General features: G+C 66.9%; 12 protein-coding genes and 1 tRNA gene. 5 read left to right on the plus strand and 8 right to left on the minus strand.

Translation table 11 applies throughout. The annotated features are described in order from the left end of the window. Nucleotides 1-4 precede the first annotated feature (4 nt). Nucleotides 5-715 carry a phosphatase PAP2 family protein gene (locus ACMGDH_RS14230; protein ID WP_436828617.1) on the plus strand — a complete coding sequence of 237 codons (711 nt, stop codon included), beginning with the start codon at nt 5-7 and terminating at the stop codon, nt 713-715. Nucleotides 716-733: 18 nt separating this feature from the next. Here the strand turns inward: ACMGDH_RS14230 and galE are convergent, their stop codons facing one another. Next, entirely contained in the window at nt 734-1,732 is a 999-nt protein-coding gene (gene galE / locus ACMGDH_RS14235) for a UDP-glucose 4-epimerase GalE (protein ID WP_436828618.1), read from the minus strand. A gap of 95 nt (nt 1,733-1,827) precedes the next feature. Here galE and msrA point away from each other — a divergent pair, with 95 nt between their 5' ends. After that, nucleotides 1,828-2,373 carry a peptide-methionine (S)-S-oxide reductase MsrA gene (gene msrA / locus ACMGDH_RS14240; RefSeq protein ID WP_436828619.1) on the plus strand — a complete coding sequence of 182 codons (546 nt, stop codon included), beginning with the start codon at nt 1,828-1,830 and terminating at the stop codon, nt 2,371-2,373. A gap of 177 nt (nt 2,374-2,550) precedes the next feature. On the opposite strand, the gene aqpZ is transcribed toward msrA, so the two are convergent. Beyond that, on the minus strand, nt 2,551-3,282 hold the full coding sequence (gene aqpZ, locus ACMGDH_RS14245; protein WP_436828620.1) for an aquaporin Z: 732 nt from the start codon (nt 3,280-3,282) through the stop codon (nt 2,551-2,553). Nucleotides 3,283-3,371: 89 nt separating this feature from the next. After that, nucleotides 3,372-4,277: an L-threonylcarbamoyladenylate synthase gene (locus tag ACMGDH_RS14250; protein ID WP_436828621.1), complete on the minus strand. Its 906-nt coding sequence runs from the start codon at nt 4,275-4,277 to the stop codon at nt 3,372-3,374. A gap of 110 nt (nt 4,278-4,387) precedes the next feature. Here ACMGDH_RS14250 and ACMGDH_RS14255 point away from each other — a divergent pair, with 110 nt between their 5' ends. Further along, nucleotides 4,388-6,079 carry an acyl-CoA dehydrogenase family protein gene (locus tag ACMGDH_RS14255; protein ID WP_436828622.1) on the plus strand — a complete coding sequence of 564 codons (1,692 nt, stop codon included), beginning with the start codon at nt 4,388-4,390 and terminating at the stop codon, nt 6,077-6,079. Here ACMGDH_RS14255 and lepB read toward each other — a convergent pair. The 3 genes from lepB to ACMGDH_RS14270 are packed head-to-tail and all read right to left on the minus strand — an operon-like array spanning nt 6,069 to nt 7,912. Beyond that, a complete protein-coding gene (lepB, locus tag ACMGDH_RS14260) occupies nt 6,069-6,932 on the minus strand; it encodes a signal peptidase I (protein ID WP_436828623.1) in 864 nt (287 codons plus the stop codon). The two genes, ACMGDH_RS14255 and lepB, sit on opposite strands and share 11 nt — an antisense overlap. A 5-nt stretch (nt 6,933-6,937) precedes the next feature. Next, nucleotides 6,938-7,294 (minus strand): GntR family transcriptional regulator, encoded by a 357-nt coding sequence (locus ACMGDH_RS14265; protein ID WP_436828641.1) that lies wholly within the window; start codon nt 7,292-7,294, stop codon nt 6,938-6,940. A gap of 18 nt (nt 7,295-7,312) precedes the next feature. After that, nucleotides 7,313-7,912, minus strand: a complete 600-nt coding sequence (locus ACMGDH_RS14270) for a nitroreductase family protein (RefSeq protein WP_436828624.1) — start codon at nt 7,910-7,912, stop codon at nt 7,313-7,315. A 123-nt stretch (nt 7,913-8,035) separates the two neighbouring features. Here ACMGDH_RS14270 and ACMGDH_RS14275 point away from each other — a divergent pair, with 123 nt between their 5' ends. Further along, nucleotides 8,036-9,628, plus strand: a complete 1,593-nt coding sequence (locus tag ACMGDH_RS14275; RefSeq protein WP_436828625.1) for a peptide MFS transporter — start codon at nt 8,036-8,038, stop codon at nt 9,626-9,628. Nucleotides 9,629-10,184: 556 nt separating this feature from the next. Further along, a complete protein-coding gene (gene acnA, locus ACMGDH_RS14280; protein ID WP_436828626.1) occupies nt 10,185-12,854 on the plus strand; it encodes an aconitate hydratase AcnA in 2,670 nt (889 codons plus the stop codon). Between the two features lie 204 nt (nt 12,855-13,058). Here acnA and ACMGDH_RS14285 read toward each other — a convergent pair whose 3' ends face one another. Further along, on the minus strand, nt 13,059-13,925 hold the full coding sequence (locus ACMGDH_RS14285) for an S-methyl-5'-thioadenosine phosphorylase (protein WP_436828627.1): 867 nt from the start codon (nt 13,923-13,925) through the stop codon (nt 13,059-13,061). Nucleotides 13,926-14,061: 136 nt separating this feature from the next. Then, nucleotides 14,062-14,138: transfer RNA gene (locus ACMGDH_RS14290), tRNA-Met, on the minus strand. Nucleotides 14,139-14,268 lie beyond the last annotated feature (130 nt).

Genomic DNA, 14,268 nt, shown 5'->3' on the forward strand with positions numbered 1-14,268 from the left:
GGGCATGCAAAACCCGCCGCCCGAACCCGCCTCCACGCTCAAGCCCGAAAGGACGGCGTCCAGCCGGGTTCCCTGGCCGATCGTGATGCTCGGCGCGGTGGCGCTCCTGCTGCTGGGCGTGGTCTGGTTCGGGCACGAGATAATGGATGGCGATGCGGCCGAGCTCGACCGCGCGATCATCCTCGCGATGCGCGCCCCCGGCCATCCCGAGCAGCCGTTGGGCCCGCACTGGCTTCCCTCTGCGGTGCGCGACGTGACGGCGCTCGGCAGCACGACGGTGTTGACGCTCGTCGTGCTGGTAACGGCCAGCTTCCTTGCGCTTCGCCGCCGCTTCCGTTCGGCGCTGTTCGTCCTGGCCGCGACCACTCTCGGCGCGCTCGCGGTGACGCTGGTCAAGGCGCTCATCGCCCGCTCGCGTCCCGACCTGATCGAGCGGCTGATGGAAGAGGCGTCGCACAGCTTCCCCAGCGGACACGCGGCCAACAGCGCGATCGTGTACCTTACGCTGGCGACGCTGATTTTCCCCGTGGTCCGCGGCTGGCGGATGCGCGGCTTCGTGCTTGCGGTGGCGATGCTGCTCGTCGGGCTGATCGGAGTCAGTCGGGTTTATCTCGGCGTCCACTGGCCCAGCGACGTGCTCGCCGGCTGGGCCTTCGGCAGCTGCTGGGCACTGCTCTGGTGGGGAATCGAGCTACGCCTGTTCCGCAGGCGCTGAAACTCCCGTTGAACGGGCTCAGCCCCGCCTCTCGGCGAGCGCGCGTTCCCACGCCAGCGCGTCCTTGACGATCCCCTCCAGATCGTCGTGCTTCGGCCGCCACGGCAGCGTCGCCAGGATCTTGCTGTTGTCGGCCACCAGCGCGTCGGGATCGCCTGCGCGGCGGCCTTCCATCCGGCGCTCGATCTTCATGTTGGTCACTCGGTCGACCGCGTCGAGCACCTGGAGCACCGAGAAGCCACGGCCATAGCCGCAGTTCATCGTGTGGCTCTCCTCGGGCCGCGCGATCAGCAGGTCGAGCGCGTCGACATGCGCGGCGGCAAGATCGGTGACATGGATATAGTCGCGCACCCCGGTGCCGTCGGTGGTCGCGAAATCGGTGCCGAACACCGAGACATGGCCGCGCTTGCCCGTCGCCGCTTCGGCCGCGATCTTGATCAGATGCGTCGCGCCCGCAGTCGATTGGCCGCTGCGCCCCTGCGGGTCCGCGCCCGCGACGTTGAAATAGCGCAGCGCGCAATAGTTGAGCGGATGCGCCGCCGCGACGTCCTTGAGCATGATCTCGGTCATCAGCTTGGACATGCCATAGGGATTGATCGGCGCCTTGGGCGTGTCCTCCGAAATCGGCACCTTCTCGGGGATGCCATAGGTCGCGGCAGTCGAGGAGAAGATGAAATGCTTCACGCCCGCGGCCACCGCGCTTTCGATCAGCGAACGGCTCGCGACGGTGTTGTTGCGGTAATATTTGAGCGGATCGCTCACCGATTCCGGCACCACCACCGATCCCGCGAAGTGCATCACGGCGATCACGTCCTCGTCGCGCATCACCTGCCGGACGGTCGCTTCGTCCTCGATGCTCGCGACCACCAGCTTCGCGCGCTTGTCCACCGCCCAGTCGAAACCGGTCACGAGATTGTCGACGACGACCACCTTCCAGCCCGCATCGAGCAGCGCCAGCACCGCATGGCTCCCGATATAGCCCGCCCCACCCGTCACCAGCACCGTACCGTTGCGCATTCTTCACCCTCCATTTCGCGGGTGCAGCACTATACGCCCCGTTTGCAGCGCGCCATGGCCTCCCTATCTTCGGGCGACGAAGTGAGGAGATTTTGATGACGATCGAAACCGCGACGCTCGCAGGCGGCTGCTTCTGGTGCACCGAAGCAGTGTTCAACGACGTGATCGGCGTCCAGTCGGTCGAGAGCGGCTATATCGGCGGCACGAAGGCGAACCCGACCTACAAGGAAGTCTGCTCGGGCGACACCGGCCATGCCGAGGCGATCCGCATCGCCTTCGACACCGATCAGATCAGCTATGGCGAGCTGCTCGACATCTTCCTGGCGACGCACGATCCGACTCAGCTCAATCGGCAGGGCAACGACATCGGCACGCAATATCGCTCGGCAATCTTCCCGCATTCCGCCGAGCAGGAAGCCGAAGCCTATGCGGCGATCGAACGCGCCCGGCCCGACTGGCCCCAGCCGATCGTGACGACCATCGAGACGCTCGGCGATTGGTGGCCGGCAGAGGACTATCACCAGGAATATTGGCAGGGCGAAGGCCAGCGGAACCCCTATTGCCTGGCGGTGATCCCGCCCAAGCTCCGGAAACTCCGCAAGAGCTTCGCCAATCGCACCCGGGAAGGTGCTGCGGCCTAGACCCAGGCCCTCTCCCGCTTGCGGGAGAGGGAGGGCCCCACCGCCTACGGCGGTGGGAGGGTGAGGGTGCGTGAGGGCGGCAGGGACTGACGGCTATGTCACACCCTCACCCGGCCTTCCCCCGGCTTTCGCCGGGGTCGACCACCCTCTCCCGCGAGCGGGAGAGGGTTGATACACTCACTCCGCAGGCAACGGAGCACCCTCCACCGGGGGACGCTTGGCCGCTTCGGCGCCCATCGCCTTGTAGACGATCCCGCCCAGCACGCCGCCGACGATCGGCGCGACCCAGAACAGCCAGAGCTGCTGGAGCGCGATCCCGCCTTCGATCAGCGCCGGGCCGGTGCTGCGCGCCGGGTTTACCGAAGTGTTGGTCACCGGGATGCTGATCAGGTGGATCAGCGTGAGCGCCAGTCCGATCGCGATCGGTGCGAAGCCCACGGGCGCGCGCGCATCGGTCGATCCCATGATCACGAGCAGGAAGCCGAAGGTCAGCACGACTTCGATCACCAGCCCGGCGCCCATCGCATAGCCGCCGGGGGAATGCTCGCCGAAGCCGTTGGACGCGAGCCCGCCTGCATAGCCTTCGGCGCCGCTCGCGATGTAGCGCAGCACCAGCACCGCCACGATCGCGCCCAGCACCTGGGCGATCACATAGAGCGGTATGTCCCTGGCGGCGAAGCGCCCGCCCGCCCACAGCCCCACGGTCACCGCGGGATTGAGGTGGCAGCCGGAGATATGGCCGATCGAATAGGCCATGGTGAGAACGGTGAGACCGAAGGCGAGCGAAACGCCGAGCAGGCCGATGCCCACGTCCGGAAAAGCCGCGGCCAGCACGGCGCTGCCGCAGCCGCCGAACACCAGCCAGAAGGTCCCGATAAACTCCGCAAGTCCACGCTGCATGTTGGTCATCTTGCCCACTCCCGCGATTGTTTCTCCGATTGTTACGCGTCGTACTGAGAAGGCTAGACTACGCTTTCCCACGCGACAGTAAATCGGGGTTATCCGCGTGGGTGCGCGGCACGGCGGAGGCGGTCGTTGATGGCGGCCCCGATGCCCCTCTCTGGGATCGACGCGACGGCGATGGCAGGCGCCGACGATGCGTCGGCACGGTGGAGCGCATCGAAGAGATTGGCGGCAGCCTGAACCAGGTCTCCGCCCGGGGAGAGATTGTCGTCTCCTCCCAGCGCACCGAACCCGATCAGCCACTCGCCTGCCCGGCGCTCGGCAGCGTCCAGCCGCAGCGGCTTGGCAGGCGCATAATGGCTTTCGAGCTGCCCGGGGGCAGTGACTTTGACGCTCCCCGGCGAAGGCCTGGGCCCAGTTGCCGATCGATCCGATGCTGGGCCACGGCCGTCGCCGGGGAACAGATCGGCTTCGCTGAGCGGCCCGGGTCGCAGCACCTCACGCCCGAACACGATCGTGGACTCGATCCCCGCCGGCGTCGGCCCGTCATCGATCACCAGCGGAATCCTTCCGCCAAGGCTCTTCGCGACATGCTCCGCGCGCGTCGGGCTGATCGACCCGCTGGCGTTGGCCGACGGGGCCGCGAGCGGCAGCCCGGCCGCATCGAGCAGTGCCTGCATCGCGCGGTGGTCGGGCACCCGGAGCGCGATCGTGTCGAGTCCCGCGGTCACCAGCGACGATATCCCGGCCTCGGGCCGCACCGGCAGCACCAGGGTCAGCGGTCCCGGCCAGAACCGCCGGGCGAGATCGCGCGCGGCATCGTCGAACACTGCGATCCGCTCGGCGGCGGCAAGGTCGGGGACGTGCACGATCAACGGGTTGAAGCTCGGCCGTCCCTTGGCCGCGTATATGCCCGCTACCGCGCGCGAATCGGTGGCATCGGCAGCGAGCCCGTAGACGGTTTCGGTGGGTACCGCGACGCATCCGCCCGCACGAATCATGTGCGCGGCATCCGCGATCGCGGCCTCGCCGTAGGGTAATATCCGTGGATTTGTCGGGCTCACTTCGGCGGGGCTATACGCCCGGCAAGCGAGCCACAAGAGAGGATGCCATGTTCACTCCCGCCACCGCCGAGCAGCGCTTCGTGCTCGATCATGTCGTCCGCCTCGCCGATCTGGGCGAAGAGGCCGCCGAAATGGCCGGCGCAGTGCTCGAAGGCGTGGGCCAGTTCGCCGCGGGCGAATGGGCGCCGCTCGACCGCCTCGGCGATACCGACGGCCCGAAGTGGACCGAGCAGGGCGTGAAGATGCCCGCGGGCTTCGCCGATGCGTACCGCGCCTATGTCGAGGGCGGCTGGGGCACGATCGGCTCGCCCGCCGAGTTCGGCGGCCAGGGGCTGCCGGTGAGCCTCACGGCGGCCGTGCTCGAGACGCTCGGCACCGCCAACATGGGTTTCGCGCTCGCGCCCATCCTCACGGTCGGCGCAGTCGAGGCACTGATCCATCATGGCAACCCCGAGCAGCAGGCGCTCTATCTTCCGAAGCTGTCGACCGGCGAATGGACCGGCACGATGAACCTCACCGAGCCGCAAGCCGGCTCGGACGTCGGCGCGCTCAAGACCCGCGCCGAACCGGCCGGCGACGGCAAGTGGAAGATCAAGGGCACCAAGATCTTCATCTCGTTCGGCGATCACGACATGGCCGGGAACATCATCCATCTCGTCCTCGCCCGCACGCCCGGCGCGCCCGCGGGCACCAAGGGCATCTCGCTCTTCCTCGTCCCCAAATACCGGCTGAACGAAGACGGCACGCCGGGCGCGTTCAACGACGTCCGCACCGTCTCGATCGAGCACAAGATGGGGCTCCACGCCTCGCCCACCTGCGTGCTCTCGTTCGGCGATCATGACGATTGCATCGGCGAGCTCGTCGGTGCCGAGGGCGCGGGGATGCGCGCGATGTTCACGATGATGAACAACGCCCGGCTCAACGTCGGCCTGCAGGGTGTCCAGGTCGCCGAGCGCGCCACCCAGCGCGCAGTCGCCTACGCCCGCGAACGCATCCAGGGCACCCGCGCCGGCGCGCCCGCGGCGATCGTCGAGCATCCCGACGTCCGCCGCATGCTGCTGCGGATGAAAGCGCAGACCCAGGCCGCACGCGCGCTCGTCCATTACGCCTTCGGCCAGCTCGACCGCGCCCGCGCGGGCGACGTCGCTGCCGAGAAGCGCGTCGAGCTGCTGACTCCGCTCGCCAAGGCGCACGGCACCGATCTGGGCAACGAAGTCGCGAGCCTGGGCATCCAGGTGCATGGCGGGATGGGCTATATCGAGGAGACCGGCGCCGCCCAGCATTTCCGCGACGCGCGGATCACGCCGATCTACGAAGGCACCAACGGCATCCAGGCCGCCGATCTCGTCGGCCGCAAGCTCGGCATGGACAATGGCGCGACCTTGCTCGCGCTCCTGGCGGAGATGCGCGGCGATGCCGAAGACCCGGTGCTGCTCCAGCTCGTCGACACCTGCGAGGAAGTCGGCCGCTACCTGCTCGGCGCCGATACCGACGACAAGCTCGCCGGCAGCTACCCCTTCCTCACCATGCTCTCGGTCGCGGTATGCGGCTGGCTGATGGAGGACCAGGGCCGCGTCGCCGCCGGCAGCGAAGGCGATCCCGCCTTCCTCCGGATGAAGCAGGCCGCAGCCCGCTTCTACGTCGCCCAGATCGTCCCCGAGGCGCTGGGCCTCCGCGCATCGGCAATGGCGAGCGCGGACATGCTCTATTCGATCGATGCCGCGGCCTTCACCGCCTGACGTCGGAATGCTCGGGCCGCAGCCCTTCGCCCGCGCGTCCACCGCGTAGCGCCGTCATCCAGCTCACCGGGTTGAGCCAGGAAGCGCTGCCATCGTACGAGTGGGTGATGATCTCCGCCCGCCCGCCGATCGTCTCGAACGGCACGGGCCCGCCCAGCCCCTTCTCGTCGAGTCCGAAGCGGCTGTCGGCCGACTGGTCGCGGTTGTCGCCCATCAGGAACACATGTCCCTCGGGCACCCGTACCGGCCCGAAATTGTCCCCCGGACTCACATAGCCGCCGCCGAGGATCGTGTTGCCTAGGTCGACCGTGTCGTAGCTCGCCCCACCCGGCAGCGTCTCGCGGAACAGCGGCAGCTGGCAGTAGAGCTTGCCGTCCGGCCCTGGCCGGCGGAACCGCACGACGACCGCGTCGTCGCACGGCAGATTGGCGTCCACCGGCAGCATCGCCGTTCCGTTCGCCACGCGCGGCACGGCCTTGCCGTTGAGCACCAGCCGGCTGTTTCGCACTTCCACCGTGTCGCCCGGCAGCCCGATCACCCGCTTGATCAGGTCCGCCCCGTCGCCGCGCCGCGCCACCGTGACGATGTCGCCGCGCTCGGGCAGCCGCGCGAGCAGCCGGCCCGGCACCACGCTGCTGCCGTGGAGCGCCAGCGAGGCATAGGACCAGCCATAGGGATATTTGCTGACGACCAGCCGATCGCCCTTGATCAGCGCCGGCATCATCGAGCCGGAGGGAATGTAGAAGGGCTTGGCGGCGACGGTCTGAAAGGCGAAAATGCCCGCGAGTATCAGCAGCCAGCCACCCAGCGAGCGCAACCAGCTACCCTTCGGCGTGTCGTTCCCCACGCCCATCGGACTCAGGCCAGCTCGCGGTCCAGTAGCTCGCGCGCGTCCAGCCCGAGCAGCGCGATATGCTCCTTCACCCGCGGCCAATATCCGGTGAGGAAACGCTCGCGTTCGGCCAGCCGCAGCCGTTCGACCGCGCCGGGCAGCACGAACATGCCCACGCCGCGGCGCACCTCGACATAGCCGTCGTCCTGAAAGCTCTGATAGGCCTTGGCGACGGTGAGCGGGTTGGCGCCATGCTCGGCAGCGAGCGCGCGGACCGAGGGAAGCTGGTCCCCGGCCTTGTATTCGCCGCGCAGGATCGCCGCTGCGATGCTGGCGCGCAGCTTCAGGTAAACGGGGCTGTCTTCATGCTCGAGCGCTGTCATGGTGCGATAATACACCAATCAGCCAGTGGGTCCAGCCCCGTGACTCCACTCGTGTACGATTTCGGACAGTTCGCCGCGCGGCCGCTCCTCCAGTGGGCGCCCGGGCGTGCCGATGAAGACGAACCCCGCGATCCGCTGCGGCGCGGCGCCGAACAAGTCGCGCACCGCATCCGAATAGGCTGCCCAGCCGGTCAGCCAGCCGCCCGCGAACCCCATCGCATGCGCGGCGTGGAGCAGGTTCATGCACGCCGCCCCTGCCGAGAGCTGCTGTTCCCATAGCGGAATCTTGTGCTCCTCGTGCGGCGCCGAGAGCACCACCACCAGCGCCGGCGCCTGCATGACGAACTGCACCGTCGCCTCTTCGTCGCGCGCCGTAGCGTCCGGCTTCTCGGCGCGCTGGATCGCGACCAGCCTCTCCGCGAGCGTGCCCCGCAGCGCGTCGGGCACGATCACGAAGCGCCACGGTGCGAGCTTGCCGTGGTCGGGCGTGCGCGCCGCGATCGCCGCCATCTCGCGCAGTTGCTCGGGGCCCGGCCCCGGTGCCACCAGGTCGCGTGGCTTGCCCGAGCGACGGGTCTTGAGGAGGCTGAGCGGGGTCGAGCGGTCGTTGAAGATCATTCGGGCGCCCTATCAACTGGTTTCATCCGCAACAACCGCTCTTCACACTCGGGGATTCGCCGCTAGTCTGCCGCGTTTTAGCCCGCAACGGGCATGAGAATATCCGAAAGGTGCATCGGTCGCATGGCCACCACAGCTTCAGCCGGCGGCGGCGTCCCCGCCCACGCCAAGACGTTTCTCGGCCATCCGCGCGGCCTCTACATGCTGTTCTTCGCCGAGATGTGGGAGCGCTTCTCCTTCTACGGCATGCGCGCGATCCTGGTCTTCTACCTGACCAAGCACTTTCTGTTCGCCAAGGATCCCGCCTATGCGGTCTACGGCGCCTATGGCTCGATGGTGTACATCGCGCCGGTGATCGGCGGCTATCTTGCCGACAAATATCTGGGCGCGCGCAAGGCCGTGCTCGCCGGCGGCGTGCTGATCGCGATCGGCCATCTGTTCATCGCACTGATGGAAGGGCCACAGGGCGCGCAGGGTTTCCACCTCAACGGCTTCTATCTCGGCCTCGCCTTCATCATCGTCGGCACCGGCTTCCTCAAGGCGAACATCTCGGTGCTCGTCGGCCAGCTCTATCCGCGAGACGACGTGCGCCGCGACGGCGCCTTCTCGATCTTCTACATGGGGATCAACCTGGGCGCGCTGATCGGGCCGATCATCATCGGCTATCTCGGCGAGCGCGTGAGCTGGTCCTATGGCTTCGGGGCCGCCGGCATCGGCATGCTGCTCGGGCTGGTGGTATTCGTCCTCTTCCGTCGCGAGCTCCACGGCGCGGGCGAGCCCATCGATCCGGCGATGCTCCGCAGCCGCACCGTCATCGGCCTCTCGCACGAATGGACGATCTATCTCGGCGCGCTCGGCGGCGTTGCGCTCTCCTGGTGGCTGATCCGCGACGAGAGCCTGGTCGGCACGCTACTGCTGGGCTGCTTCGGGATCACCTTCCTCTATATCTTCTATCGCGGGCTGTTCACGCTACCCAAGGTCGAGCGGAACCGCATCCTCGCCGCGCTCTATCTAATCCTGCTTTCGCCGCTGTTCTGGGCGCTGTTCGAGCAGACCGGCTCGTCGCTCAACGTCTTCACCGACGAACGCGTCGACCGGCACCTGTTCGGCTGGGAAATGCCGGCGAGCTGGTTCCAGTCGGTCAACAGCTTCTGGATCATCACGCTCGCGCCGCTGTTCGGCGCGCTCTGGGTGTGGCTCGGCAAACGCGGGCTCGAGCCCAGCGCATCGCTCAAGTTCGCGCTCGGGCTGGTACAGGTCGGCCTCGGCTTCGTCGTGCTTGTCTGGGGCGCAGCGCGCGGCGACGCACTGACTCCGATGCTCTTCATCGTCCTGCTCTACCTGTTCCATTCCACCGCCGAGCTGTGCTTTTCGCCGGTGGGTCTTTCGAGCATGACGCGCCTGTCGGTACGCTCGATGGTGGGGCTGATGATGGGCACCTGGTTCCTCGGCACCGCAGCGGGCAATTTCCTCGCCGCGCAGATCGCCAAGATGACCGAAGGCGCAAACCCCGATCAGGTTCTGGTCGTCTACAGCTGGATCGGCTGGGGCACGATCCTGATCGGCGTGGCCGCGATTCCCGTCAGCTGGCTGATCACCCGGCTGATGCACCTCGACACCATCGGCAAGGACGAAATCGGCCACGCGCTGGCGGGCGAAAAGCAACTCGCCGAGCCCGCAGCCCCCGGAACCCGAACCGACAACGAGCGGATTTGAGCGGGGGCCACTTTTTCTCTCCCCTCCCTGCAAGGGAGGGGTCGGGGGTGGGTAGAAAAGAGCGGGCTCGATGCCCGGTCTTTTCTTTCACCCGAACGGCTGAAATGCTCGCTTGCGCTCGCAACCCACCCCCCGCCCCTCCCTTGCAGGGAGGGGAGTCAGTCCTGGACTCCAACCCAACCAAATGGTTGGCAACCTCCGCCCTTAACACCCTTGCAAAATAGGATTTCGCCTGCTGCATAATCGCAATGAGCGGTTTGAATTCCCTTGCGTTTCCCACGCGCACAATCCCGCGACACGCCCATGGCAACCCGCCCCGCAAAACCCGTAAACGAGTCAAGCTGAGTCAAGCTGCGCGCGGCGCACATCTGCCCCGAAGCCGTGCCGGCGCCGATCACTTCGCCTTCTGGACACCCTCGCCCTTCCCCCCGCCCGAGTCCCGCGCTAAGGCGCACACGAATCTTGGCATTCGCACATCTTCCGGCGCGCCCGCGCGGCCTCTGCCGCCTCCCCGAGCGCCCCGGGACCGGACAGACAGGGAAGGAAACCCGCGCCCATGACCGCCATTGGCAACGACACGCTCGGCACCCGCGACACGCTGGACGTCGGCGGCAAGAGCTACAGCTATTATTCGCTGCCCAAGGCGGCCAAGAAGCTGGGCGATATCAGCCGCCTGCCCTTCTCGATGAAGGTGCTGCTCGAGAACATGCTCCGCTTCGACGACGGCGTGACGGTCACCAGGGACGATGCCCAGGCGATCGTCGACTGGCAGAAGGACGCGCGCTCGAACCGCGAGATCCAGTATCGCCCGGCGCGCGTGCTGATGCAGGACTTCACCGGCGTCCCCTGCGTGGTCGATCTCGCGGCGATGCGCGACGCGATCACCAAGCTCGGCGGCGATGCGGCCAAGATCAACCCGCAGGTCCCCGTCCACCTCGTCATCGATCACTCGGTGATGGTCGACGAGTTCGGTACGCCGCAGTCGTTCGGCCAGAATGTCGAGCTCGAATATGAGCGCAACAACGAGCGCTACGAGTTCCTCAAATGGGGCTCGAAGGCGCTCGACAATTTCAAGGTCGTCCCCCCGGGAACCGGCATCTGCCACCAGGTGAACCTCGAATATATCGCCCAGTCGGTCTGGTCGTCGCAGGCACCCGACGGCGCGACGATCGCCTATCCCGATACGCTGGTCGGTACCGACAGCCACACGACGATGGTCAACGGCCTCGGCGTGCTCGGATGGGGCGTCGGCGGGATCGAGGCCGAGGCCGCGATGCTCGGCCAGCCCGTGTCGATGCTCATTCCCGAAGTCGTCGGCTTCAAGCTCACCGGCAGCCTGCAGGAAGGCATCACCGCCACCGATCTGGTGCTCACCGTCACCCAGATGCTGCGCGCCAAGGGCGTGGTGGGCCGCTTCGTCGAATTCTACGGCCCGGGCCTCCACTCGATGACGCTCGCCGATCGCGCGACGATCGCCAACATGGCGCCCGAATATGGCGCAACCTGCGGCTTCTTCCCGATCGACGACAAGACGCTCGATTACATGCGCCTCACCGGCCGCCCCGACGAGACCATCGCGCTGGTCGAAGCCTATGCCAAGGCGCAGGGCATGTGGCACGACGTCGACAGTCCCGAGCCGGTGTTCACCGACACGCTCGAGCTCGACATGTCGACGGTGAAGCCCAGCCTCGCAGGCCCCAAGCGCCCGCAGGACCGCGTCGGTCTCGATGCCGTGGACGAAGTGTTCAACGGCGATCTCATCAAGGTCTACAAGAAGGAGCACGCCGCGCGCGTTCCGGTCGAGGGCAAGGACCACGACATCGGTGACGGCGACGTGGTGATCGCCGCGATCACCTCGTGCACCAACACGTCCAACCCCTCGGTGCTGATCGCCGCCGGCCTCGTCGCCCGCAAGGCGCGCGCGCTCGGCCTCACGCGCAAGCCCTGGGTCAAGACTTCGCTCGCCCCGGGCTCGCAGGTGGTCACCGACTATCTCAACAAGGCCGGCCTCAGCGAGGATCTCGACGCGATCGGCTTCAATCTGGTCGGCTATGGCTGCACGACCTGCATCGGCAACTCGGGCCCGCTCGCCGAGCCCATCTCGGCCGCGATCAACGGCAACGACATCGTCGCCGCCTCGGTCCTCTCGGGCAACCGCAACTTCGAAGGCCGCGTCTCGCCCGACGTACGCGCCAACTTCCTCGCCTCGCCGCCGCTCGTGGTCGCCTATGCGCTCAAGGGCACGGTGACCGAGGATATGTACGAGACGCCGATCGGCCAGGGCACCAACGGCCCCGTGTTCCTCAAGGACATCTGGCCCTCGAACGAGGAGATCCAGGGGCTGATCGCCGCCAACATCGACGACGACATGTTCCGCTCGCGCTACGGCAACGTCTATCTGGGCGACCGCCACTGGCAGGGCATCACGGTCGAGGGTTCGGACACCTATCGCTGGCCCGCCAGCTCGACCTACATCCACAATCCGCCCTATTTCGAGGGCATGTCGATGACGCCGGCACCGGTGCAGGACATCGTCGAGGCCAAGCCGCTCGCGATCCTCGGCGATTCGATCACCACGGATCACATCTCGCCGGCGGGCTCGATCAAGGCGGACAGCCCTGCGGGCGTCTTCCTCCAGGAGCACCAGGTCTCCCGCAAGGACTTCAACAGCTACGGCGCGCGCCGCGGCAACGACGAAGTGATGGTCCGCGGTACCTTCGCCAACATCCGCATCAAGAACGAGATGGTGCCGGGCGTCGAAGGCGGCATGACCAGGTACGGCGGCCAGGTGATGCCGATCTATGACGCAGCGATGCGCCACAAGGCAGACGGCACGCCGCTCGTGATCGTCGCGGGCAAGGAGTACGGCACCGGCTCGTCGCGCGACTGGGCGGCCAAGGGCACCAACCTGCTCGGCGTCCGCGCAGTGATCACCGAGAGCTTCGAGCGCATCCACCGTTCGAACCTCGTCGGCATGGGCGTGCTCCCGCTCCAGTTCGCCGAAGGGGTGACGCGCGAGACGCTCAAGCTCGACGGCAGCGAGACCTTCACTATCACCGGTGTCGCAGACCTGCGCCCGCGCCAGGACGTCGAGGTCAAGCTCACCCGCGCCGACGGCAGCAGTGAGACTTTCCTCACCCGCTGCCGGATCGATACCGTCAACGAGCTGGAGTATTTCCTCAACGGCGGCATCCTCCATTACGTGCTGCGCAAGCTCGCAGCCTGAGGAGGGCTTTGCGGCCGCCGCACCGGTCTCGGCCGGGCGGCGGCTCCGCAAAAAGCGCTTGAAGAATAGGATTTCGTCTGCTTGCCTGGATCGGCGGCTACACGCCGCCTGATCTTTCACAGCGCAGATGAATGCCTAGCGGCGCGAAATAAAATTACGAGATTGATCGCGTTTCCGTGAAAGAGTCAAAACTGGCGGCCGAGCTCAGCCCAGCGCCCGCCCCGCGACGGCATCGAGCTTCGCCAGCAGAGCCGGATCGCGGACATGCGGCGCGGTGATCAGCGCGGTGTCCAGACAGGTGTCGATTGGCGACGGAGGACGTTCTTCGGGAAGGCTACGCAGCAGGTGCATCACCAGCGCCCGCGCCTTCCCGGCATTGTCCGATAGCTGTGCGATCACCTGCGCGACATCCACTGCTTCCTCGCCCTCGCGCCAGCAGTCATAGTCGGTGACCATGCCGACCAGCGCATAGGGAAGCTCGGCCTCGCGAGCGAGCTTGGCCTCGGGCATCGCAGTCATGCCGATGACATGGCAGCCCCAGCTGCGGTAGAGATGGCTTTCGGCGCGAGTCGAGAACTGCGGCCCCTCCATCGCCAGATAGGTGCCGCCGACATGCGTATCGGCGCCCGCCGCACGGCTCGCCTCGGCAGCAAGCGCGGATAGCCGCGGGCAGACCGGGTCTGCCATCGACACATGTGCCACCATCCCGCTGCCGAAGAAGCTCGAAGGGCGCCCCTTGGTCCGGTCGATGAACTGGTCGACGATCGTGAAGCTCCCCGGCGGCCGCTCCTCGACCAGGCTCCCGACGGAGGAGATCGCCAGCACATCGGTCACGCCCAGTCGTTTGAGCACGTCGATGTTGGCGCGGACGTTGAGTTCGGAGGGGCTGATCCGGTGTCCGCGGCCGTGGCGGGGCAGGAAGACGACTTTGACGTGCCCGACGCGCCCGACGAAGCATTCGTCCGATGGCGCTCCCCAGGGGCTCTCGCAGCGGACCCAATGACCATCCTCAATGCCCTCGACGCCGTACAGCCCCGATCCGCCGATGATACCGATCGTCCAGCCCGCCATACCGCTCCCCTTGCCACGCCGGCCCCGGCATGCAGTTGCCAGGCTACGACCGTCAACGGCGATCACGTGTACGAGGGCGCGCCAACACGAAAAAGGCCCGCAGGATGATCCTGCGGGCCTTTGATCGTTTTGGCGTTGGTTGCGGGGACAGGATTTGAACCTGTGACCTTCAGGTTATGAGCCTGACGAGCTACCGGACTGCTCCACCCCGCGCCAACGCGGGTCCCCTGACGGGGATAAGTTCGTGAATGGGTTTTGTCCTTTGAATGCGCACTGGCTGCAATGCCTGGCGGCGACCTACTCTTCCATCGCTTAGGCGATAGTACCATCGGCGCAGTCTGGT

It is taken from the genome of Sphingomonas radicis (assembly GCF_051400635.1).
In the GTDB taxonomy this organism is placed as follows: domain Bacteria; phylum Pseudomonadota; class Alphaproteobacteria; order Sphingomonadales; family Sphingomonadaceae; genus Sphingomonas.